Origin of the sequence: Arthrobacter sp. 2762 (genome assembly GCF_040548745.1) — a bacterium.
Lineage (GTDB): Bacteria > Actinomycetota > Actinomycetes > Actinomycetales > Micrococcaceae > Arthrobacter.
Genome location: NZ_JBEPSI010000002.1, coordinates 234,638 through 259,107, shown reverse-complemented (window position 1 = coordinate 259,107; position 24,470 = coordinate 234,638). Strand labels below are relative to the sequence as shown.

At 62.5% G+C, this 24,470-nt stretch carries 13 protein-coding genes; 7 read left to right on the top strand and 6 right to left on the bottom strand.

Going from position 1 to position 24,470, the window contains the following annotated elements:
- Position 1: 1 nt before the first annotated feature.
- The 6 genes from ABIE18_RS05210 to ABIE18_RS05185 all read right to left on the bottom strand — a co-directional run bounded on the left by ABIE18_RS05210 (position 2) and on the right by ABIE18_RS05185 (position 6,573).
- Positions 2–733 (bottom strand): TetR/AcrR family transcriptional regulator, encoded by a 732-nt coding sequence (locus ABIE18_RS05210; protein WP_499721589.1) that lies wholly within the window; start codon positions 731–733, stop codon positions 2–4.
- 145 nt (positions 734–878) lie between these two features.
- Positions 879–1,346 (bottom strand): YbjQ family protein, encoded by a 468-nt coding sequence (locus ABIE18_RS05205; protein ID WP_499721588.1) that lies wholly within the window; start codon positions 1,344–1,346, stop codon positions 879–881.
- Positions 1,347–1,438: 92 nt separating this feature from the next.
- On the bottom strand, positions 1,439–2,872 hold the full coding sequence (locus ABIE18_RS05200) for a dicarboxylate/amino acid:cation symporter (RefSeq protein WP_499721586.1): 1,434 nt from the start codon (positions 2,870–2,872) through the stop codon (positions 1,439–1,441).
- A gap of 115 nt (positions 2,873–2,987) precedes the next feature.
- On the bottom strand, positions 2,988–4,670 hold the full coding sequence (locus ABIE18_RS05195) for a DUF885 domain-containing protein (RefSeq protein ID WP_499721585.1): 1,683 nt from the start codon (positions 4,668–4,670) through the stop codon (positions 2,988–2,990).
- Between the two features lie 74 nt (positions 4,671–4,744).
- Positions 4,745–4,993: an acyl-CoA carboxylase epsilon subunit gene (locus ABIE18_RS05190; protein ID WP_499721583.1), complete on the bottom strand. Its 249-nt coding sequence runs from the start codon at positions 4,991–4,993 to the stop codon at positions 4,745–4,747.
- Positions 4,990–6,573 carry an acyl-CoA carboxylase subunit beta gene (locus ABIE18_RS05185; RefSeq protein WP_216925413.1) on the bottom strand — a complete coding sequence of 528 codons (1,584 nt, stop codon included), beginning with the start codon at positions 6,571–6,573 and terminating at the stop codon, positions 4,990–4,992. Before ABIE18_RS05185 ends, ABIE18_RS05190 begins: the two co-directional genes overlap by 4 nt.
- Positions 6,574–6,789: 216 nt before the next feature.
- Here ABIE18_RS05185 and ABIE18_RS05180 point away from each other — a divergent pair, with 216 nt between their 5' ends.
- From ABIE18_RS05180 to ABIE18_RS05150, 7 genes are all read left to right on the top strand, one after another.
- Complete coding sequence (locus ABIE18_RS05180; RefSeq protein WP_499721582.1) at positions 6,790–7,698, top strand: SDR family oxidoreductase; 909 nt, start codon at positions 6,790–6,792, stop codon at positions 7,696–7,698.
- 56 nt (positions 7,699–7,754) lie between these two features.
- Positions 7,755–8,678 carry a biotin--[acetyl-CoA-carboxylase] ligase gene (locus ABIE18_RS05175; protein WP_499721580.1) on the top strand — a complete coding sequence of 308 codons (924 nt, stop codon included), beginning with the start codon at positions 7,755–7,757 and terminating at the stop codon, positions 8,676–8,678.
- Positions 8,671–9,264, top strand: a complete 594-nt coding sequence (locus ABIE18_RS05170; RefSeq protein WP_499721579.1) for a PH domain-containing protein — start codon at positions 8,671–8,673, stop codon at positions 9,262–9,264. The genes ABIE18_RS05175 and ABIE18_RS05170 overlap by 8 nt, the downstream gene beginning before the upstream one ends.
- Positions 9,254–10,432, top strand: a complete 1,179-nt coding sequence (locus ABIE18_RS05165; RefSeq protein ID WP_499721578.1) for an adenylate/guanylate cyclase domain-containing protein — start codon at positions 9,254–9,256, stop codon at positions 10,430–10,432. The genes ABIE18_RS05170 and ABIE18_RS05165 overlap by 11 nt, the downstream gene beginning before the upstream one ends.
- A gap of 546 nt (positions 10,433–10,978) precedes the next feature.
- Entirely contained in the window at positions 10,979–17,107 is a 6,129-nt protein-coding gene (locus ABIE18_RS05160; RefSeq protein ID WP_499721576.1) for an Ig-like domain-containing protein, read from the top strand.
- Between the two features lie 244 nt (positions 17,108–17,351).
- Positions 17,352–23,441, top strand: a complete 6,090-nt coding sequence (locus ABIE18_RS05155) for an Ig-like domain-containing protein (protein WP_499721575.1) — start codon at positions 17,352–17,354, stop codon at positions 23,439–23,441.
- Positions 23,442–23,495: 54 nt separating this feature from the next.
- Complete coding sequence (locus tag ABIE18_RS05150) at positions 23,496–24,467, top strand: AAA family ATPase (protein WP_477513726.1); 972 nt, start codon at positions 23,496–23,498, stop codon at positions 24,465–24,467.
- The last annotated feature ends 3 nt before the right edge of the window (positions 24,468–24,470 follow it).

The window sequence follows — 24,470 nt, the reverse complement described above, 5'->3', positions numbered from 1 at the left end:
GTCAGAACCGATCTGTGGAGTTGGGAACGGAGGAGAGGATTGATGCGTTCGCAGCTGGCGCCGCTTGTGGAGTGGCTTCCGACGACGGCGCGAAGCCGGCTCCCAGGAGGCCCATGGCGTCGATGAGGTACTGGCGCAGAGTCGCCAGCGATTCGGCCGACAGGTCAGGACCCCGCTCGGCGAACCAGACTGTCATGGCAGCCTTGCCGCATGAGATGACGGATCCGGCAAGGGCATGCAAGTAGAGCTCGCTGGTCTCTGGTCCAAGTCTGCTGCGGGCGGCGTCGATAATCTGCCCCGTGCAGTGTTCCCATGCTTCGAGTTCGGAACGGGCCAGGGAACGGTTCTCCTGGGTGAGACTGAAAAGTTCGGCCATAGGTGCTACAGACATGGGGTCAGCGAGGGCCATCAGCGCGGCCTGTGCGGATTCGAGGATCGATTCCTCGGCTGGCCTCAACCGGAATTGCTCAAGGGCGCGATCCATGAAGCCGTCGGCCACGGATGCCAAGGCAGCCTCGAGGCTCGCGAAGTAGTTGAAGAAGGTCCGTCGGGAAACGCCTGCGCTGGCGGTGATGTCCTCCACCGTGAAATTGCCGGGGCCGTTGCTGCGGAGAAGGTCAAGGGCTGCGGTGGCGATGGAGGCGCGGGTTGCCGCCTTGTTGAGCTCGCGCCGTGAGGGGCCGCTGGTTTCGGCGGGCTCAGCGGTGGTCGGCTCACTGCTGGTTGAAGTCACATACTTACACTAAGTGCAACTTTGCACTCTGCGCAATTTTTTCTTGCGCGGGTATGACGAATCCCGCCCTTGTTCGCTCTGCTCACCGCACAAGGGCGAGGAGAGCGAACAAGGGCGGGACCCGGGTGATGCGGAGGGAAGCAGGTCAGAACTGGTGCGGGGGAGCCTGGGGCGCAGGGTGAGTCGGCTGCGGTGGCTGTTGCTGAGCCTGCTGAGCCTGCTGCCCTTGTGCAGGCTGGGACGCTGTCTTGGTCAGGTACACGGACTGGCCGGTGGCACCGGGTTCGCCTTCGCCGAGCGGAAGCACGTAAACGGCCGTGCCATACGCGCAGACTTCCGTCCAGTTGGTCCCCATTTCGGACGTGTCGAAACGCATCGCAACAATTGCGTTGGCGCCGCGCTGCTGTGCTTCGTTGACCATGCGGGCCATGACTTCCTGACGGCTTTCATAGAGTGCCCTGGTCATTTCAGGCAGCTCGCCGCCACCGAGGGAGCGGAAACCGGCAAGCATCTGGGAGCCGATATCGCGGGAACGGACAGTGAGGCCCATGACTTCGCCGAAGACGGCGTCGATCCGGTGGCCGGGTATCTCATTGGAGGTGACGATCAACATGCTCCGAGCCTATCCAGCTTTCGCCGTTAAACCGCGCAATCCCCGGGGAAGAAGTCCCCAAGGGATTGCGCGGTGCGAAAAGCCAGCTGGTGCTATGCCTTGGAATCGGCCAGTTCGCGCGCCTCGTTCTCGGCAGCAGCAGTATCGTTGGCGAACTCGTCAGCGAATGCGGCACCATTGCGGGGCGCGTTGTACAGCGATTCGTCCAGAATGCCTTGGCGCTTGGCGACGATTGCAGGGATGAGCGCCTGGCCTGCCACGTTGACGGCTGTGCGGCCCATGTCCAGGATGGGGTCGATCGCCAGCAGCAGTCCGACGCCGGCCAGCGGCAGTCCCAGCGTGGACAGGGTCAGCGTGAGCATGACAACGGCGCCGGTGGTACCTGCCGTGGCCGCGGAACCGAGCACGGACACCAGCACGATGAGGAGGTACTGGCTGAAGTCCAGGTTGATACCGAAGAACTGGGCCACGAAGATCGCTGCAATGGCCGGGTAGATCGCTGCGCAACCGTCCATCTTGGTGGTGGCACCCAGTGGTACGGCAAAGGAAGCGTAGCCCGAGGGAACGCCGAGGTTACGTTCGGCGACACGCTGGGTGAGCGGCAGCGTACCGATCGAGGAACGGGAAACGAAGGCCAACTGCACGGCCGGCCACACGCCGGAGAAGTACTGCTTGATGGAAAGGCCGTGGACACGGACCAGGATCGGATAGAGGACGAAGATCACCAGTGCCAGGCCGATGTAGATGGCGGCAGTGAACTTGCCAAGGGAGCCGATGGTGTCCCAGCCGTAGATGGCAACGGCGTTACCGATCAGGCCGATAGTGCCCAGCGGGGCGATGCGGATGATCCACCACAGCACCTTCTGGATGACGGCCAACGCGGAGGCGTTGAAGGTAAGGAACGCTTCTGCCTGCTTGCCGACCTTGAGGGCAGCGATTCCGACGGCGATCGCGACCACCAGGATCTGGAGCACATTGAAGCTGACGGAGGTGCTGACCGTGGTGGCAGCATTGGCGCTCTCCGTGACAGTGGAGCTCGCGCCGAGTCCGAGGAAGTTCTTCGGGAAGAGTCCGATCAGGAATGCCCACCAGTCACCGGTTTTGCCGGCGTACTCGGCCTTCTGCGTGATCCCGGTAGCTGCACCAGGCTGCAGGAGCACACCCAGGCCGATGCCGATGAGCACCGAAACCAGTGAGGTGATGGCGAACCAAAGCAGCGTGTTCCAAGCGAGGCGGGCCGCGTTGGAAACCTGGCGAAGGTTCGCGATGGAGCTCACCACCGCGGTGAAGATCAAAGGAACGACGGCGGTCTGCAGCAACGAGACGTAGCTGGAGCCAATCGTTTGAAGAGTTGCGCCGAGGCCGTTGGGGGCGGTCTTGGTGCTGCCGGTGTACTTGGCGATGAGGCCAAGTACGAGGCCGATAATGAGGGCTGCAATGATCTGGACGCCGAAGGATCCTGCCCACTTGGGAAGCTGGAAGCCGTTCTTTCCAGGCGCTGAAGTGATGTTGTTTGAGGTGCTCACAGGAACACGCTAGGTGCACCTCAAATAACATAGCGAACGGACGTTTAGAAATATTACGTACCTATGAAGTTATTCCCGCCCTAGGTGTGGCGTGCGTCTCGGGGGCGGTTGGCGATTACCCCAGCAACGCCCGCCGCAGAACGTCCAAGCCGACCGAGCCGATGTTCAGTGCCTTGCTGTGGAAGGACTTGAGATCGAACCCTTCGCGGGTTTCAAGCTCGGCCCGGATCTGCTCCCAGAGCCGCTGACCCACCTTGTACGAGGGTGCTTGCCCGGGCCAGCCGACATAGCGGGTGAATTCGAACTGGAGCTGGCCTTCGCTGATGTCGAGGTTGGCCTTGAGGAAGTCAAAGCCCTTCTCGGGCGTCCAGGTTCCGGTGCCCCAGCGTTCGGGGACGGGTAGTTCCAGATGGACGCCGATGTCGAACACAACGCGGGCGGCACGCATGCGTTGGCCGTCCAACATGCCCATATGGTCGCCGGGGTCTTTGAGGTAGCCGAGTTCGAGCATGAGTTGCTCGGCGTAGAGTGCCCAACCTTCGCCGTGTCCGGAGACCCAGCAGACGTTGCGGCGCCAGTTGTTGAGGAGTTCGCGGCGGTAGGTGGCGGTGGCGACCTGGAGGTGGTGGCCGGGGACGCCTTCGTGGAAGACCGTGGTTGTTTCGGACCAGGTGGTGAAGGTGTCTTCGCCGGCGGGAACGGACCACCACATGCGGCCGGGCCGGGAGAAGTCGTCGGAGGGGCCGGTGTAGTAGATGCCGCCTTCGTCGGTGGGGGCAATCATGCATTCGAGGGTTTTCATGACGTCCGGGATGTCGAAGTGGACGTCTGCGAGCTCGGATACTGCGCGGTCCGAGAGCTCCTGCATCCACGCCTTCAGGGCGTCCGTTCCCTTGATCTGGCGGGCGGGATCGTTGTTGAGGATGCTTTTGGCTTCTTCGATGCTGGCGCCGGGCTTGACTTGCGCGGCTACCTTTTCCTGTTCGCTGATGAGCCGTTCAAGCTCCTGGACGCCCCAGGCATACGTTTCTTCCAGATCGACTTCGGCGCCAATAAATGAGCGGGAGGCCAGTGCATACCGTTCCCGTCCCACCGCGTCCTTTTCCGGGGCAACGGGGAGAAGCTCGTCCTGGAGGAAAGTACCCAACGACTCGTAGGCTGATCGCGCAGCTGAGGTTCCGGCGTCGAGCTTGGACTGAACGTCTGCGGGAAGCGGCTGCCCACCAAGGGAAGCGGATGAAGCCATCTTGGCGAAGAAGCCATCCTCGGCGGCGTAGCGGGCGGTCTGTTCGATAACGATCCGAACCTGGCGCGCGGCGGCTACTTTGCCGTCTTCCTTGGCAGCGCGAAGGGAGGAAATGTAGCCCTCGATGGCCCCTGGAACGTTGGCGGCACGGCCGGCAATGTGCTCCCAGTGCTCCACGGTGTCCGTGGGCATGAGGTCGAAGATGGCGCGGATATCCTGCGCGGGCGAGGCGATGTTGTTGAGGTCGGCAGCATCCCAGCCGGTTTCGTGGATCTCCAGCTCCAGGCCGAGCCGCTCGCGCATTGCGTCCAGGGTGACGACGTCGGATTCGTCGGTCGGTTCCAACGCCGCCAGCGATTCCAACGCCTGCCGGGCGGCCTGTGCGTGGGCCTCGGCGCCCGCGGGCGAGTAGTCCTGATATTCAGTCTCGTGCCCCGGCAACCCCAACGTGGTGGCGAAGCTGGGATTGAGTTCGATCAGCTTTTCCGTGTACGCGTCAGCAACGGAATCGATGGCGGTCTTGGGTCGTGCAGGCGTGTTTGCAGTAGTCACCCACAGAGCCTAACCGTGAGTCGGCTCACGTGAAAGGGTTGTTGCACTTTCTTCCCCAACCGCGAGAAGCGAAGCTATCCGCGGCTGCGCTTCCACGCGCCCGGACCCGGCGTGGGGTCCAGGCGCAACTGCTGACGGCGCACCCAATGACGAACGTTCGGCTTTGAAGGCTCCGGTGTCTGGGGTAATCCGACAGAAGCGACGACGGCGGCAAGCGCTGCGAGCTCTTCGGCGGTTGGTTCTCCCTTGACCACGGAGAACATGGGAGCAACGGGTTCGGGTGTTGAAGGGCTTTCGTCTGCCCGATGCTTTGCCGGGCTCACAGCGGGATGTTCCCGTGCTTTTTGGTGGGCAGGCTGGCGCGTTTGTCGCGAAGGGCGCGCAGGCCGCGGATGATCTGGAGACGCGTGTCAGAGGGTGCAATGACGGCGTCCACATAGCCCAGCTGAGCTGCCTGGTAAGGGTTGAGGAGTTCTTCCTCATAACCTTGGATGATCTCGGCGCGCTTGGCTTCGACGTCGCCGCCCGCCTCGGCAACCGCTGCGAGATCGCGACGGTAAAGGATATTCACTGCACCCTGGGCGCCCATGACACCGATCTGGGCGGTGGGCCACGCGAGGTTCAGGTCCGCGCCCAGCTTCTTGGAGCCCATCACGATGTATGCGCCGCCATAGGCCTTGCGGGTGATGACGGTGAGCTTGGGCACGGTGGCCTCAGCGTAGGCATACAGGAGTTTGGCGCCTCGACGGATGATTCCCTGGAATTCCTGGTCCTTGCCGGGGAGGAAGCCGGGCACGTCCACCAACGTGATGATGGGGATGTTGAAAGCATCGCAGTGCCGGACGAACCGGGCGGCTTTCTCGGATGCGGAGATGTCCAGGGTGCCTGCGAACTGCATGGGCTGGTTCGCAACGATGCCAACTGTGTGGCCTTCGACCCGCCCGTAGCCGATGATCACGTTGGGGGCGTACAGCGACTGCATTTCAAGGAAGTGGGCGTCGTCCACGATCTGCTCAATGACCTTGCGCATATCGTACGGCTGATTGGCCGAATCAGGGATCAGCCCATCCAAGGCGAGATCGTCGTCGTCGAGTTCCAATTCCTGGTCGTGTTCTACAACCGGGGCCTCTGAGAGGTTGTTGGAAGGCAGGAAATCCAGGAGTTCGCGGACGAATTCGATGGCGTCGGCTTCGTCGGAGGCAAGGTAAGTGGACGTTCCGGTGGTGGCGTTGTGCTGGCGGGCACCGCCCAGCGTTTCCATATCCACGTCCTCGCCCGTGACGGTCTTGATGACATCGGGGCCGGTGATGAACATGTGGGAAGTCTTGTCGACCATGACCACGTAGTCGGTCAGGGCAGGGGAGTAGGCAGCGCCGCCGGCGCACGGGCCCATGATGAGCGAGATCTGGGGGACGACGCCGGAGGCATGGACGTTGTTGCGGAAGATATCCGCGAACATGGCAAGGGAAGCCACGCCTTCCTGGATGCGCGCGCCGCCGCCGTCGTTGATGCCCACTACAGGGCAGCCGTTGCGGAGGGCGAATTCCTGGACCTTGACGATCTTCTCGCCGTTGACCTGGCTCAAGGAGCCGCCGTAGACGCTGAAGTCCTGGCTGTAGATGGCAACGAGGCGCCCGTCCACAGTGCCGTAACCGGAGACGACGCCGTCTCCCAGGGGCTTCTTTTTCTCCATGCCGAAGGCTGTGGAACGGTGGACGGCGAGGGCGTCGAACTCAACGAATGATTCGGGATCGACCAGGAGGTCAATGCGTTCGCGGGCAGTGTTCTTACCGCGTGCGTGTTGCTTTTCGATCGCTTCCGGGCCGGAAGGCTGCTCTGCACGGGCCTGGCGGTCGCGGAAGTCTGCAATCTTTCCCGCTGTCGTTGTCAGATCGTGGCTCATCAAGTGTCTCCGGCTCTGTAGCTGATTTTCGCTGGCGCAGTTCTGGTGCAAACAAGTAGCTGACTTAAGTAGCTTCCGTACAAAGAACAGGCCCCGCTGGCCAGTCTAGTGACGCCATTGCCGCGAACCGCTGTAGAAACCCTACAATTTTCAGCGCCCAAGCCAAAGCTGCCGCTATGTTACCCGTCAGTAACATACTTGGGTTAGAGTGTCTCCATGACTCCAAGCAACGATGCTTCCCCAGCTTCCGAAGAGAGTAAGCCGACGGGCAGTACCCCTTATGTAGCCAGCGGTTCGCTCAAGGGCCGCACCATCATCATGTCCGGCGGCAGCCGTGGCATCGGATTGGCCATCGCCACGCGCGCGGCCCGCGACGGCGCCAATATCGTACTGATGGCCAAGACCGGAGAACCCCACCCGAAACTGGAAGGGACCGTTTTTACTGCGGCTGATCAACTGGTCGCCGCCGGCGGTCAGGCTCTGCCCCTCGTTGGCGATGTCCGCAATGACGACGACGTCGCCGCGGCAGTGAGTGCCGCCGTCGAGCGTTTTGGGGGAATCGACGTCGTCATCAACAACGCGTCAGCCATCGACCTCTCGCGCACGGATGCGATTGACATGAAGCGCTACGACCTCATGCAGGACATTAACGTCCGGGGAACCTTCCTGCTCTCGAAGCTGTCCCTCCCGGCACTGCGGGAGTCCGGGAACGGGCACATTCTCACGCTGTCTCCACCGCTGAACCTCGATCCAAAATGGGCCGGGATGCATCTGGCCTACACCATGGCCAAGTATGGAATGAGCCTCACCACCCTGGGACTCGCCGAAGAGTTAAAGAGCGACGGCGTTTCGGTCAACTCGCTCTGGCCTTGCACGCTGATCGATACCGCGGCGATCCGGAACATGCCTGGCGGGCAGCAGATTGTGAAGGCCGCCCGCGGACCGGAGATCATGGCTGATGCTGCGCACGCTGTGCTGACTGGCGCCAACCTTGCCGACGGCGTCACGGGTTCGGGGAACTTCTACACCGACGAAGAAGTCCTCAGGGCTGCCGGCGTGAAGGAGTTTGCGCCATACAGCCTCGGGGCGCCTGAGGACCGTCTGGTGCCAGACATCTTCCTCTAAGCGGATTCCCATGTTTCGGGCAAGTTCTGCGGGCCGCAACTGGATAGGATTCAGCTATGGATGCCGAACAGCCTGCCAGCAGCGAACCCTTCGTCCCCAGGTCCGGGGAAGACCGGCCGTCATTGGACCGTGAGGCGCTGCTCGAGCCTGATTTCCTGTCGGCAACCGGTATTTCCCAATTGAACATTGTCGAGTCCACGGGATCCACCAACCAGGACCTCGTGCGTGCCGTAACCGTGGAGCCCAAAAAATGGGCTGATCTCGCCGTGTTGACCGCCGAGCACCAGACAGCGGCGCGCGGACGGCTGGACAGGCACTGGGAATCGCCGGAGCGCTCTGCCGTTTCAGTGTCAATGGTGCTGCGTCCTGTCACAGCCGAAGGCATGCCCGTGCCGACGCAGAGTTACTCGTGGCTCTCACTGCTTGCCGCCGTTGCCCTGCGCGAAGCATTGCAGGAAACGGCTGGCGTTACGGCGGAGATCAAGTGGCCCAACGACGTCCTGGTTAATGGACGGAAGATCGCCGGAATCCTTGCCCAGATGACGCCGCTGGGTGACGGGTCGGTCCCTGCAGTGATCCTGGGCGTTGGCCTCAACGTCTCGCTGGCGCAGGATGAATTGCCGGTGCCAACCGCTACGTCGCTGGCCTTGGAAGGGGCCACGACGACGGACCGTACCGCGCTGCTGAAGAGCTACCTTTCACGCTTCAGCCGGCTTTACCGCAGCTTCTGCAACTCAGAAGGTGATCCCGCGGCAGGGTTGGCAGGTGGGCCCTCGCTGCATAAGCGCGTTGAGTCGGCAATGGTCACCTTGGGACGCGAGGTGCGCGCGCACCTGCCCGGCGATCACGAAGTGGTGGGCCATGCCTCCCGATTGGACGAGCACGGATCGCTCCTGGTGGTGGACCACGGCGGCCGGGAACATGTTGTGACGGCTGGTGATGTGGTCCATCTGCGCGCCACGGAAAGCGGTTATGCGTAAAGAGTTGCTTCCGGGGGAGCAGGTCATCACCATCACGCGGCAACAGGCCCGCTCGCTGTTCTTGCCAACGCTGGCCTTCATAGTGGTTCCTGCCTTGGCAGCCTACGCCTGTGCGTGGATTATCAAAGGAAATCCGCAACGCCTTGCCCCATTCATTACAGTGGAATGGACGCCATGGCTTGTCGGTGCCTGTGTGGGCCTGGCAGGGCTCGTGCTGGTGGCCTACAGCTTGAAGCGGGTGTTGAAATGGCGTTCAGTCAGGTTCATCCTGACAAGCCGCCGGATAATTGCCAAGTACGGAATGTTTCGCCGCGGCGACTGGCAGGTGTCATTGATGGCGGTCCGCAGCGTGGGGGTCCACCAAAACCTGCTGCAGCGGACATTGCACTCCGGGAATATATCCTTGGATACCGGGCCCTCTGGCGAATCCGTCTTGACGGACGTACCGGAGGTCGGAAAATTCAGGGGCTACATTCTTGACGCCATGGATGAACTGCCCAAAGGTGGGGTTTTTGAGGGTGAAGTCCTGTCGGACTTTGATGGGTTGCCGTGGGAATTGAGAGAAGGTGGAAGAGATGAGCGTTGAGGATCAGCAGTCCGGTGAGGACCTGGACGAGGAGTTCGACGCCGTACCCGAACCTTCAGTGGATGAGGACACGGAACCAGCGCCCGTCCAGGCGCCCGTGACCACCGGCCCGCCCACCGGCGTGATGTCCGCAGAACGCCTGGCCATCAAAGCGCTTGAGGCGAGGTTGCTTGGCGGCGAACGCAAGCTCCGCCGTCGTGAAGTTGCTGCCGGTGCAGGTGTCTCCATTCTTTCCGCGCGGAAGTTGTGGCGGGCTCTGGGCTTCCCCAACTTCGGCGACGACGACGTCGCTTTCACCGAACGTGACCAAGCAGCGTTGTCCACCATTCTTGACCTCGTCCGCGCGGGGATCCTCACCGAGGAAGCTGCCATATCCGTTACCCGCTCCATCGGCCAGATGACGGACCGCATGGTGGTCTGGCAGATCGAAGCACTGGTTGAAGACATGGTCCAGGAGCAGGGAATTCCGGATGCCGTGGCCCGCAAGCAACTTGTGGGCCAGTTGCCGGCCCTGGTGGATTCCCTGGAAGAGATCCTGGTCTACTCGTATCGTCGTCAACTCAATGCCGGTGTTCAGCGGCTTGCCGTTCGTGCCGAGGCGGGCTTGCAAGCGAGCGAGGAAGGACGGGAAGGGGACGAGGACGATTCTCCTTTGCCTTTGGCCCGTGCCGTAGGGTTCGCCGACCTCGTCTCCTACACAAGCCTCTCCCGGCGCATGAACGAGAAAACCCTGGCCCAAATGGTCCAGCGCTTCGAGAACAAATGCGCTGAGATCATCTCCGTGGGCGGCGGGCGCCTGGTGAAGACCGTGGGCGACGAAGTTCTCTATATTGCCGAGACCCCGGCGGCTGGCGCGGAAATCTCCCTGGCTTTGGCGCAGGCCTTTACGGAAGACGAGATCCTGCCCCAGGCGCGGGTGTCCATGGTGTGGGGTCGCATCCTGTCCCGACTCGGCGATATCTATGGCCCCACCGTGAACCTTGCTGCACGGCTGACCACCCTGGCCCAGCCTGGGACGGTGCTGGTTGATGCTATGACTGCTGCTGCACTCGGACAGGACGAACGCTTCGTGCTGGTCCCGCAAAAGTCCGAGAATGTCCGTGGTTTCGGTGAGATCCACCCCGTGATGCTCGCGCGTGGCCGCGGCAAGGGCCTGGTGCTGGACTAAACGTTCTCTCACGTCCTGCGGGTTTTTGGTGATTGTTCTCTCATGTCCTGCGGGTTCTTGGTGATCGTTCTCTCACGTCCTGCGGGATTTTGGTGCCCGAGTCGGTGAGGTTCCCGATGCCTGCGAGGCCGGATTCCCGGCTGTCTTCCTTCCGGCTGATCTCCTCGACGATCTGTCCCGCCGCCTGTCATGAGACAGGATTGGCCGCATCGCTTCCTCACGGAAAGCCGCAGCGTACTTTCCTCCGGCGTGGTCATCCGAAGTGAAGCTTCCATCAGGCTGTCTCAGAAAACCACCCGACCCCAGGAATACGGTGCGGATGAGAGAGGAATGGGGAAAGCGGTGGGGACGTGAGAGAGGGATGGGGGAAAGCGGTGGGGATGTGAGAGAGGGATGCGAAAAGGCGGTGGGGATGTGAGAGAGGGATGTGCTTGAGACCACCCGTCACATCTGCGCAAATCGATGGACAAAACAGGTAGTCTTGGGGATGGTTCGTGCTCGTATGGCGACAGGGCATGCCCGTCGCCGCATAGTGGGGGAATGTGAATGGCTCTGCCTGATGTGTCCGGCAAGGGCAGTTCCAGCAAGCGCCCATTCAGCCGGCCAAAGGGTCTGAGCGCCGCAGCGTTCCTGGCCGCCGCAGCTGTAGTTGTCACCAGTGCCATCCTTTATCCAGGCTTCAAAACCACTGACGTAGACCTCAACGACGGCGGCGTTTGGGTGGTCAGCAAATCGAAAAACGCGGCAGGCAGGCTCAACTACCCGTCAAAGTCACTGGACGGTGCGGTCACCCCGGCCAGCACTGACTTCGAGATTCTTCAGCAGGCAAGCGACATTTTCATTGACGACGCCAGCGGAGCCAGCATTAACCCGGTCAGTGCCGCTAACATGCGCCTCGGGGGAGACCAGAAGGTGCCTGGCGCGGCGGAAGTCAGCTTCGGCAACAAGGTATTGGCGGTCACAGATCCCGCCAACGGCAAAGTCTGGGCTGTTTCGCCAACATCCATCGGCGGCTTCAGCGATGAATCCCAGCCCCTGCTTGAGCAGTCCACGGGTATCGCTTCGGTGGTGGGTATGGACGACACCATCCACACCTTGGATCCGAAAGCAGGAAAGCTCACTGCCACGAAGGTAGACACCGATGGCCACGCAATCGACTCGCAAGTGCGGACCGATGACGCCCTGAAGGCTGACGGCGAGGTCCAGCTTGCCGCGGTGGGCGACCAGGCGATCGTCCTCAACCAGGCCACGGGCAACATCGTCCTGCCCGGCGGAAACAAGGTGCACTTGGACGATGCCAGGGACGCCAGGCTGCAGCAGAGCGGTCCAGCAGCTGACTTCGTGGCCATTGCTACGCCCAAAGCCCTTCTCCTGCAGCCGCTGGATGGCGGAACAGCAAAAACGGTCCAGTCCGACGGCCAGGGAACTCCCGCGGCGCCGGTCCATCTGGGCTCCTGCACTTACGCCGCCTGGTCCGGGGCCAACAAATACGTCCGCGAATGCAGCAATGAAGCGGACAACCGGCGCGCCGACGTCCCCAAGGCGAGTGCATCGCCGTCGTACGTTTTCCGAGTCAACCGTGATCTTGTGGTGCTGAACGACGTGAACTCCGGGAACGTCTGGATGGTCAACCAGAACATGCAGCTGGTTAATAACTGGGATGACGTCATTCCGCCGCAGCAGACATCGGACGACGCCGATAAGGACTCTGCGGACGAAGTCCAGCAGACGGTTCTTCCGGACCGCAGCAAACCCAACACGCCACCCATCGCGAAGCCGGACTCGTACGGTGTCCGGGCAGGAAAGACCACCATCTTGCCGGTCTTGGACAACGACGCCGATGCCGATGGCGACGTGTTGACGGTCGGAGTGGGGGAGCCACTGAAGTCAGGAGCGTTGTCAGCGGTCTATGGTGGCACGGGTTTCCAGATTGCCGTGCCGGCGGGCGCTTCCGGTTCGGAAACATTCAAGTATTCGGTGGACGATGGGCGAGGTGGATCGGGCGCTACTGATGTAGACCTCCGAATCGTCCCTCCGGAGGAAAACAGCGCGCCCCAGCCCAAGCCGAACCGGAACAACGCGCTGGTGGTTCAGTCGGGCAAGATCGCCAGCCAGTTTGTCCTCACTGATTGGACAGACCCCGACGGCGACGACATCTTCGCCGTTGCTGCTTCCAGCAGCGACCCGGCTGACCAGGTCCGGGTCAGGCCGGACGGCCTGCTCACCTTACAGGACTCGGGTGCGGGGCCGGGCCGGAAGACCCTCAACGTCAAAGTCTCGGATGGCACGCTCACCACGGAGGGCCAGATCAGCGTGGATGTGCGCGCTCCCGGAGCCTTGCCACCCATCGCGAATGCGGACCACGTGGTTGCTGTAGCGGGCCAGGACACGGTGATCGCCCCACTGAAGAACGACACCGATCCCCAAGGCGGCACGCTTCGCCTTGCCCAGGCGCAGCCCGACGGCCAATCGACGGCGGTAGTCGGACCGGACCAGCAAACGTTCACTTTCAATTCCGGTGCTGTCGGACCCCACTACGTCACCTATATGGTGACCAACGGACCGGCGAGTGCCCAGCAGCTGGTGCGCATCGACGTCGTCTCCGGAAACAGCGACGGCGCGCCCGTAGCTGTGCGCGATATAGCCCTCCTGCCCAGCGGCGGGAGCACTGTGGTCGATGTCCTGGGCAACGACTCGGATCCCGCAGGCGGCGTCCTGGTAGTGCAGTCGGTGACGGCAGCTGATGGGCTGCCGGTGAGTGTGGCCGTGCTGGACCACTCGGTGGTCAAGATCAGCGACGTCCGGGCGGAAGGGCAGCTGTCCCTGAAGTACACGATTTCCAATGGCAAGGCCTCGGCGACGGGTGACATCTCGGTCCAGGTGGTTCCGGCACCCACCAAGCTGCAGGCTCCGCAGGCGAAGCCCGACGAAGTGACGGTCCGCGCCGGCGACGTCGTAACGATTCCGGTCCTGGAGAACGACACGGATCCCAATGGTGGCGAACTCGACCTGGACCCTTCCCTGGCCCAGCAGCCGGACGAAGCAAGCGGCCGCATGTTCGTGGCCGGAAACACGCTCCGCTTTATTGCGGGGGACGAGCCCAAAACGGTCTATGCGATCTACAAGGTCAGCAACGCTTCCGGTCAAACGGACTCCCAGCAGGTCACCATCCGAATCCGTGCCCGGGATGACGCCACGAATAGCCGGCCGGAGCCCCGGAACCTCACGGCCCGCGTTGTGGCGGGCATGACCGTGAAGATCCCTGTTCCCCTGGACAGCATCGACTCCGACGGCGACTCTGTCCAGCTCATCGGGATCGACAAAGCCCCCACGTTGGGGACTGCCATTCTGCGGGACGGCTATCTGGAGTTCACGGCTGGCGGCAAGTCTTCCGGAACGGACACTTTCAGCTACCGCGTGAAGGACCGGATCGGGGCAGAGAACACTGGCACGGTGATCGTGGGCATCGCCCCGGCTGACGTGGATAACCAGAAGCCGATCGCCGTTGACGACGCCATTGACGTCCGTCCTGGACGCCGGGTTGCCGTGAATGCGCTCAAGAATGATTCAGATCCCGACGGCGATCCCATCGGCTTGGCGTCTGCTTTCGAGGCGGATCCTGGGCTGCAGGTAGAGGCGGCCGCGGGGAAGGTAGTGCTCACTGCGCCCGGTGTGGCCGGAAACGAAAGCATCAGCTACCGGATCCAGGATGACAAGAAGGCGGAAGCAAGCGCTGTTATCCGGGTTCAAACAAGCCCGACGGCGGACCTGCACGTACCGCTGGCACAGGACGACCACGTCACCCTGGCCGAGACACTGGGCAAGACCGCAGTAGACGTACCTGTCCTGAAGAACGACTCAGATCCCGACGGAATATCCGAAGACCTGAAGATTTCCCTTCCCGACGGAAACCCGAACGCCCGCGTGGGTACCGCCGGAAATGTGGTGGTGACGTTGGCCCCGCAGGATCAGCTGATTCCCTATACAGTCACCGACATCGATGGCCAGACAGCAACCGCAGTCATGTGGGTTCCCGGCCAAGGTCTTCAGTACCCGACCCTCGCCAAGACCGACGTCGTGGAAGTCACCGCCGGGGATGAGCTCACGTTGGCGCTCCAGGAATACGTCAAAGTAAGGGATGGGCGAACGCCCCGCATCACTGTGGCGGACAAGATCCAGGTCCTTGGCGGAGACCCCCTGAAGGTGATCGCGGGCGACGGGACGGCACTGCGGTATGCCGCAGGAGCAGATTATGTCGGTCCAGGTTCTGTCACCTTCGAAGTGACGGACGGCGCTGGACCGGACGACGCCGAAGGGCTCAAGTCCACCCTCACCATCATGACGCGGGTGCTCCCGGATCCGAATGCCAACCATGTCCCTACCTTCAGCGGCGCTGCCATCGATGCTCCCAAGGGCGACGCCTCAGAGATTGACCTCGCCAACCTGGCCAAGGATGTGGACGCGCAGGACCAAGGCAAATTGAAGTTCGAGCTCGACGGCCAGCAGCCGGGCGGATTCGACGCGCGGATCGAGGGTACCGTCCTCAAAGTGACCCCGGGTCCGTCCATCAACCCCGGAGCCCGTGGTACCTTCCCGCTCAAGGTCACCGACGGCAGGTCCGAGCCCGTCAGGGCCGCAGTGACAGTAACGGTGGTTTCCTCCAACCGTCCACTGCCGGCGGCCAATGATGACGTCGTGGATAAGGCCGACGCCGGGCGATCGGAGACCATCAACGTGCTGGGGAACGACTTCAACCCCTTCAATGAATCACCCCTGACCATTGTGGGAGCGGTGGTGGAAACAGGAGCCAGCTCGGGTCAGCCCGCCATCTCCGGCGACTCCATCACGGTCACGCCCGCGGACGGGTTCAAGGGCGTGCTGGTGATCCGCTACACGGTGAAGGATAAGACCGGGGACCCCAGCCGGCAGGCCATTGGACGGGTACGCATCACCGTCCGCGACAAGCCCGATGCTCCATCCGCCCCAGTGGCAACCGACGTCCGGAGCCGCACGGCCGTGCTCAAGTGGGCGCCGCCGTCGGACAATGGCGCAGCCATCACCAAGTACACCGTCAAGGCAGCTGGGTTCCAGCAGGAATGCCCCACCACGACGTGTACGCTCTCCGGCCTGACCAACAACGTCAAGTACGTGTTCACCGTATTTGCTACCAACGAGGTGGGCGATTCGGCCGCCTCCGTCCCATCCAACGAGATCCGCCCGGACGAGAAGCCCTCGCCACCGGACGCGCCGTCGGTCAAAGCCGGGGATAAGAACCTGGCCATCACCTGGACCCCAGCGAAGACCGAGGGGTCACCAGTGAAGCATTACAACCTGGAGATCTCACCGCCACCAGCCAGCGGCATCGCGGTCAAGAATGAGGTCACCGGGTTGAGCTACACGTGGCCGGGCCTGACCAATGGCGTGAAGTACAAAGTCCGCGCGCAGGCCATCAACGAGCTCGGCCCTTCGGACTGGAGCCTGTACTCCGCGGAAGACCACCCAGCCGGGCTGCCCGGCGCCCCGGCGGCGCCCAGTACCGCCGTCGTATCTTCTGTTGGCACGCAGAACCAGCTCCGTGCGGATTGGTCTGAACCGGACATCAACGGCGACCCCATCAAGAACTACTACGTCACGATGAGTGGCGGCGGAGGAGCAGCGCAGTCACAAACCGTACCCGGCAACGTCCGCAGTGCCACCTTCACTGCCAGCAACTCCGAGGCCGGTTACACGTTCACCGTGCAGGCCGAGAATAAAGCGGGCAAGGGCGGAGTCAGTGCCGCGTCGGCACCGCGTCGCGCCACGGGCAAGCTCGGAACCGTAGGAAATGTCAGTGCCACCCCCGCCAACACAGGCGGAGCAGGCACCCAGCTCACCATTAACTTCAACCCGTTGACTGCTGCGCAACGCAACGGCTCCAGCGCGAATGAAGTCAGCTATACCTACAGGGCGAGTACCGGCCAGTCAGGCGCTATCCAGCCGGGCCAGACCGTGGGCGGCTTCGCCAACGGCCAGGCGAGCAGCGTCACCATCACCGCACATTCGTCGGTGGCGCCCAGCTCGGATGCGAGTGCCCCTGCAACGGCTACGCCATATGGATCCCCAGGTACGCCTTCTGCTTCTGGAACTAACGGGGCGCTGAACAACCAGTCCGTAACGCTTAATTGGGCCTCGCCCCCGCCGTCCAGCAACGACGTCAAGACCACAAAGATCAGGATCGACAACGGTGCCTGGGAAACGGTTGCGGCTTCCGGAAGCAGGACGATCAATACCGGCGGTTGGGAGCAAACCCGCACCATTTATGTCCAGACGTTCAATTCCCTCGGAACAGCAGGGCCGGAAGTCAGCGCAAGTGCCACATCGGGCCGGCAGGGAGTCTGGGAGGGCGTCTTGAACACCTCGGTGGTTCAGCGTTCCTGCACCTACACATTGGGCGGGGACAACTACCGGCCAACGCCCTACTTTGACTGCGATGGCGTGAATGCCAACCTGCCGCCATGGGAATACCCCGGGCAGAAGATGGTGGTGAAGTGCTACATCGTCCAAGGCGACCAGTCCGACCAAATGTTCACCTGGTGGAGGATCGAAGACGGTTCGGACAGGAATGTGGGCCGCTACATCATCTCCTTTCACACCACGGTGGGTGAGCCTGGCCGGGTGGGGGCGCCTCAATGCTAGCCGCCGTCCACGGGAGGGGAGTTCTCCCCATCGCCGCATCCCCGGGGAAGGCCATAGGCTGTCAAAGCCAATGGAGAGTCCAATCTCGGGTTCCCTTGGCTACTCGTTCGGTGCGTGGGATAGTCTTAGGGACTGAAAATTCCGCCGCCGTATGGGGGTACTGCGGAATGCAAGGCTGCCGGCACATGCCGGTTGGCCTGGACGCCGCCTGGGGGCGGCTGTACAACAAGGGAATTTTGGGGCTGTGACATCTTTCTTCGGCAAGCTGGGGCTGAAAAAGCGTCGAAACAAGAAACTCGTATCTGCAACTGCAGTGACTGCGGCCGGCGCCTTGCTGGTAGCGGGTGCAGTGCTCTATCCGGGGTTCAAGACGGCCGAGGTCGATTTGAACGACGGCGGCGTGTGGGTTGTGAGCAAGACCAAGAACGCCGTGGGACGGCTGAATTATCCCTCCCGGGTTCTTGATGGAGCCGTGACACCGGCAACCACCACCTTCGATGTCCTGCAACATGACGGCAACGTTTTTGTGGACGATGAGTCCGGCTCCACCATCAACCAGGTCTCTGCGGCGAACCTGAAGTTGGGTGGCGACAAACAACTGCCCTCGTCCTCGCAAGTCAGCTATGGTTCCAGCGTCCTCTCAGTCACGGACCCCGCCCGCGGAAAGGTGTGGGCACTTTCGCCCTCCACCGTGAACGGCTTCGACGAAGAATCCACCGAACCCGTCCTCACCGGCTCGCAGAACATGGTGTCGGCCGTCGGACAGGACAACCGCATTTACACGGCGGACCCGGGCAAGGGCGAAATCACTATCACCACGGTGGACGCCAACGGCGAGCGGACTGCCTCGGAAGTAACCAAGGTGGACGAGCTCAAGGGCGCCGGTGATCTGCAGATTGCTGTTGTGGGCGACAAACCGGTAGTGCTGGATGCCGCATCCGGAAACCTCTTCCTCCCCGGTGGCCGCAAGCTCCAGCTGCAGGACGCCCGGGAAGCCAAGCTCCAGCAGAGCAGCGAAGACAGCGGCTTTGTGGCCATCTCTACGCGCAAAGCCCTCCTGAAGCAGCCTTTGGACGGGTCCACGGCGGCGACAGTCAACGTGGACGGAGAGGGAGTTCCCGCTGCGCCCGTGCAGGTCAGCAAATGTGTTCACGCAGCGTGGGCCGGGGCCAACAAATACATCCGTGATTGCGATAACGACGCAGACGATAAGAAAAACGATGTCCCCAAGGCCAGCGCATCGCCCAGCTACGTCTTCCGCGTGAACCGGGACCTCGTGGTCCTCAACGACATCAACTCCGGCAGCGTGTGGCTGGTCAACCAGAACATGCAGCTCGTGAACAACTGGGACGATGTTGTCCCGCCAAAGAACCAATCCGATGACCAGGACCAGGAATCCGCGGACAACAACACCATCAACGTCCTCCCGGACCGTACCAAGCCGAACCGTCCGCCCGAGACCAAGCCCGACGAGTTCGGCGTACGTCCCGGCCGCACTTCAGTCCTGAGCGTCCTGGACAACGATTCAGATCCCGATGGCGATGTCCTCACCGCCTCGGTTGGCGCCAACGGCCCGAAGTCGGGTGCGCTGGAGAACATTTACGGTGGCTCAGCGTTCCAGATCAAGGTCCCTCCCACCGCGAAGCCCGGCACGGAGGTCTTCGACTACAACGCAGCGGACGGCCGTGGCCTGTCGGCTGGTGGCAAGGTGACGCTGCACGTCATCGCGCCGGAAGAGAACAAGCCCCCACTGTTCAAGCGTGCCGAGCCCACTACGATGCTCGTGGAGCAGGGCAAGTCCGTTAGCCAAAACGTCCTTACCGACTGGATGGATCCCGACGGCGACGACCTCGTCCTGCTGGACGCCAAGGCTGACAATGACCAAGACCAGGTCAAGGTCCGCCGGGACGGGTTGCTCACGTACCAGGATTCCGGCGCAGCGCCCGGCAAAAAGAACGTCACCATCACCGTCTGGGACGGCCGCGCCACCACCACGGGCCGGGTGGTGGTGAATGTGCAACCGCCCGGAGCCCTCGCACCGGTAGTTAACGCGGACCACGTCACAGCAGTGGTGGGCCAGGACCTGGTCATCTCGCCGTTGAAGAATGACGTTGACCCCAATGGCGGCGCCTTGCGCGTGGCCCATGTTGAGGCTGCCGGCCCGGCGGAGCTGGGTCCAGTGACCGACGGCGGAACCTTCACGTTCCGCAGCAACACCCCCGGCCCTGTGTATTTGAGCTACATCGCCAGCAACGGACCACAAAGCAGCCAAGGCTTGATCCGCGTGGACGTGGAGTCCGGCAAGGACGCCGGAGCCCCGGTTGCTGTCCATGACGTAGCCCTGCTGCCTGTGGGTGGAAGCGTGTTGGTTGATCCGTTGGCCAACGACTCCGATCCTTCCGGCGGAGTCCTCGTCCTCCAGTCGGTTACTGTGCCCGACGGCTCCTCCGCATCGGTCAGTGTGATCGACCACAGCGTCCTTCGCGTCACTGATGTCCTCGGCGCCAAGGAACCTTTTGTGTTCAGCTACACCATGTCCAACGGCCGCGCCTCGGCCACCGGAACGGTGGGCGTCGTCCCGGTGCCGGCCCCCGCCGTCGTCGAGGCTCCCCAGCCGAAACCCGACGAGGTGAACGTACGCGTCAACGACGTCGTCACCATTCCTGTCCTGGACAACGACACACATCCGCAGGGCGAAAAGCTCTCTGTTGATCCGGTGTTGGCCCAGCCCATCGCCGAAGGAGACGGCAAGGCGTTCATTTCCGAAGACACGCTCCGCTTCATCGCAGGTCCTGCCCCCAAGACCGTGCGCGCCATCTACAACGCCGTGGATCCACAGGGACAAAAGAGCGCCGCTGCAGTGACCATCCACATCCTCCCGTTGGAAGGCGCCCAGAATTCGCGGCCACAGCCCAAGAATCTGACGGCACGGGTAGTGGCTGGCGGCAGCGTCCGCATTCCGGTTCCGTTGGATGGCATCGACCCCGACGGCGACTCGGTCCAGCTCACCGGCATCGACAGCACACCCAGCATGGGAACCGCGACGGCGGGTAGCAACTTCATCGATTTCGTCGGCGCAGGCGACGGTGCAGGTACCGATACGTTCCGATACAAGGTGATTGACCGCCAAGGAGCCGTCAACACAGGAACTGTCACAGTGGGGGTTGCACCGCGCGGTGAAGACAACCAGAAGCCGGCTCCGGTGGATGACGAAGTCAAGGTCCGTCCGGGCCGGCAGATTGCCGTGGACGCTACCGCCAACGACACTGATCCGGATGGTGACCTGATCCGGATCGTGGCCGATGGCATTGAAGCTGACGCCGGCTTGGACGCCCACGTGAGCAAGACCAGTGGCCGCATCCTTATTACAGCGCCCGCTGCCGAAGGCACGGTGAACGTCCGCTATTCCGTGGCCGACGACCGCGACGCCGTAGGCCAAGCCAGCATCAGGGTGATCGTCAGGAACGATATCCCCCTGCAGGCCCCGATTGCCCGCGACGACCGCGTGACATCGGCCCAGACTCTCGGGAAGACGGCCGTAGACGTGCCCGTCCTGAAGAATGACGAAGACCCCGATGGTGTGGGGGAGAATCTCAAGATCAGTACTGGGTTGGAGACGGCCCGGCCCGGTTCTGAGGGCAACGTCATCGTCGACCTCACGGAGCAGCCCCAACTGGTGCCCTACACCGTGGAGGACGTGGATGGACAGAAGTCCACGGCCATCATCTGGGTGCCGGGCATCGGGCAGCAGGTTCCCACCTTGGCCAAGGACGAGGTGGTGGAGCTGGTATCGGGCCAGTCCGTCACCGTAAATTTGGCCGACTGGGTCAAGGTCCGTGATGGACGTTCACCCCGCCTCACCCAGGCGGACCGCATCAAGCTCATCGGGGCGGACGGCAGCGATCCAATCGCCAACGGTGGCACTGCAATCAAGTACACCGCAGGCGCAGAATACGTGGGCCCGGGATCCATCAGCTTTGAAGTCACGGATGGAACCGGTCCTGATGATCCCAACGGCTTGAAGTCCACGCTAAGCATCCGTACAAAGGTGCTTCCGGACCCCAATAAGAACAATCCGCCCACGCTGCTTGGCAGCCAGGTCGAGGTTCCCAAGGGGGACTCGGCGAGCCTGGACCTGGAGAAGCTGACCTCGGATCCTGATTCCGACGATGTCCAGAACATGAGCTACGAGCTGGTGGGCGCGGCGCCCGGCGGTTTCCGGGTGAACGTCGACGGTAAGACACTCAAGGTGTCCGCTGATGATTCCGTGCAGATCGGCCAAAGCGGTACAGTCCAAGTGAAAGCCAAGGACCGCCGCGGGCTGGAAGCACTAGCTACGTACAAGCTCTCCCTGTCCGCATCCAACCGCCCTGAACCTGTGGCTAATGATGACGTGGAACCCGATGCACAATCGGGCAAACCTGTCACGGTCAATGCGCTGGCGAACGATTCGAACCCGTTCCCGGACACACCCCTGAAAATCGTCTCGGCTGTCACGGAGACTGGCCAGGGGACGGCGGATTCCAGTGGTGGAAACGTGACGGTGACACCCGCAACAGGCTTCACCGGAACAATGGTTGTGGCATACACAGTGCAGGACAAGACCGGGGAGCTCTCGCGGTACGCCACGGCACGCATCCGGCTCACGGTGAAGGACAAGCCGGCGGCCCCGACCACTCCGCTGGCACAGAGCGTTGGCGACCAAACAGCCTTGCTGACCTGGAATGCCCCTGCGGACCGTGGTTCGCCCATCACCAAGTACACGGTGTACGGCGAAGGCGGCTTCAAACAGGACTGCCCTGCCAACACCTGCACGCTGACTGGCCTGACCAACAACGTGAAGTACCACTTCACAGTGACGGCCACCAACGCCATCAATGAGTCCGATCGCTCGCCCGTGTCCGCCGAGGTTCGACCCGACGTGAAACCGGACACCCCCGTGGCACCGACGCTCAAGTTCGGGGACAAGCAATTGTCCGTAGCCTGGGTCCCGCCAGCCAGCAAGGGCTCGCCCATCAAGTCCTATGATCTGGAGATCTCCCCGGCTCCCGCGGGCCAGAATCCCCAGATCCAGAACCTCACCGGTGCAAGCTACGTCTGGAAAGGCCTGACGAACGGCGTTGCCTACAAGGTCCGTGTCCTGGCCAGGAACGACGCCAAAGAACCCTCGGAGTGGAGTCCTTACTCCGCCGCGGAAACTCCGGCAGGGGTACCGGCAACACCGGCTGCTCCCTCTGTCTCCGGCGCGGGATCAGTTGGCAGCCAGAGCCAGTTGAAGGTCAGCTGGGTAGCTCCCAACAACAATGGCGACCCCGTGTCTGCCTACACGCTGACCACCTACCGGGGTGGCGCCGTCGTGGGTTCCCAATCTGTAGCCGCCACATCGCAGAATGTCACCGTGGCAAACGCTGAGGCTGATTACACCTTTACCGTTTCGGCCACCAACAAGGCCGGTGTCAGCGGAGTCAGCCAGCAGTCGGCTGCTATTCGTGCTGCGGGCAAGCCCGGCACGGTAGGAAGCGGTTCGGTCACTGCAACTGGCACCAGTGGACAGCTCCGGGTGACGTTCACCCCGCTGACCGCCGCGGAACGCAACGGTTCGCAGGACAACGAGATCACCTACCGCTGGCAGACCGCCTACGGTTCGGGCCCGATTGGCCGCGGCGGCGGAGACATCGGCGGCCAGCCAAACGGCAACAACGTGGTGGTCAACATCATTGCCACTTCAGTGAAGAACGGCATGTCCGGCGACGCCAAGGCAATTGGCACGGGGAACCCCTATGGGCCCCCGAATGCGCCGAACGTCAACGGTGGAAAGTCTGCCAAGGGCGATGGCCAGGTGCACTGGACGTGGAACAACCCGGCCATGAACGGCCGTCCCTTGGATCACTACGAAGTCAGCCTGGACGGTGGCGGTTGGAACGGCGTGGGTAAGGCCACGAGCTTTGATGCCTCCGGTGGCGGTTGGAACAACACCCGAAACCTGAAGGTCAGGGCTGTCACCGTTGTGGCCGGACCGGCCGGCAGCGCCAATTCCACCAGCGGCGACGATCCCACCCCACCGCCGCCAGCGTCGCAGATCCAGGTGGACGCCAGCAGCGTCCGGACCTGCCCGGGCAAACCCGGTCTGCCGGACTCCTACACTCCGGGCAGCCCTGCCAGTTGCGGCGTCGGCTGGGTGGAGCGCTCCTGGGGCAAGATCACCATCAATTGCACCAAGGACATTTACGGCAACGGCACCCCCTGGTACCGGCTCCAAGGCACTGCCAAGGACGGCTGGTTCGTCAAGTCCACCACGGTGGATCTCTACGGACCCCGGCCCGGCGGTTGCTGAAATGCCCATCACACGTCATCCCAACCCGTCATACCCAGAGAAGGACTGAACCCCATGACCATGACAAACGAGCAGGCCGCATGGTTTGCAGAAACGTTCGAGAAGCTCGTTGCCAACGTGGGCCAGGCTGTTCTGGGCAAGGACCACGTGATCCGGCTGACCTTCACGGCGATGCTGGCTGAAGGCCACATCCTGTTTGAAGATGCGCCGGGCACCGGCAAGACCTCGCTGGCCCGTGCCTTGGCTGCGACAGTGCAGGGTTCCCACAACCGCATCCAGTTCACTCCGGACCTCCTGCCTTCGGACGTCACGGGTGTGACCATCTACGATCAGAAGACCCAGAAATTCGAGTTCCACAAGGGCCCGGTCTTCAACAACATTGTCCTGGCCGATGAGATCAACCGCGCCTCGCCGAAGACCCAGTCGGCGTTGCTGGAGGTCATGGAAGAATCACGGGTCACCGTGGATGGCACTACGTACGAGGCAGGTCGTCCGTTCATGGTCCTGGCTACGCAGAACCCGATTGAACAGGCCGGTACCTACCGCCTGCCCGAGGCACAGTTGGACCGATTCCTGATCAAAACGTCCATAGGCTACCCGGACCACGCCTCCACCGTGAGGCTCCTGGGCGGGGCCAACTTGAAGGACCGTTCCAAAGACCTCACTCCCATCATCACCACCCAGGCCGTGGCTGACATGGCGGACCTCGCCGCCACCACCCACGTGGACACTGCAGTGCTGGAATACATTTCACGGCTCTGCGAGGAGACGCGCAGCGCTTCCGAGACCCGACTTGGTGTCTCCGTCCGTGGTGCTTTGGCCATGGTGCGGGCCGCGAAGGTTTGGGCCGCCGGACAGGGACGCAACTTTGTCCTTCCGGACGACATCAAGGAACTTGCACCCGTGGTCTGGACACACCGTTTGGTGATGGATCCCGAGGCCGAATTCTCGGGCGCAACGCCGGAGGTCGTGCTCACGCGTGTCCTGGCCGAGGTCGCGGCCCCGCAGCAACGCGCGAGCGCATAGGGC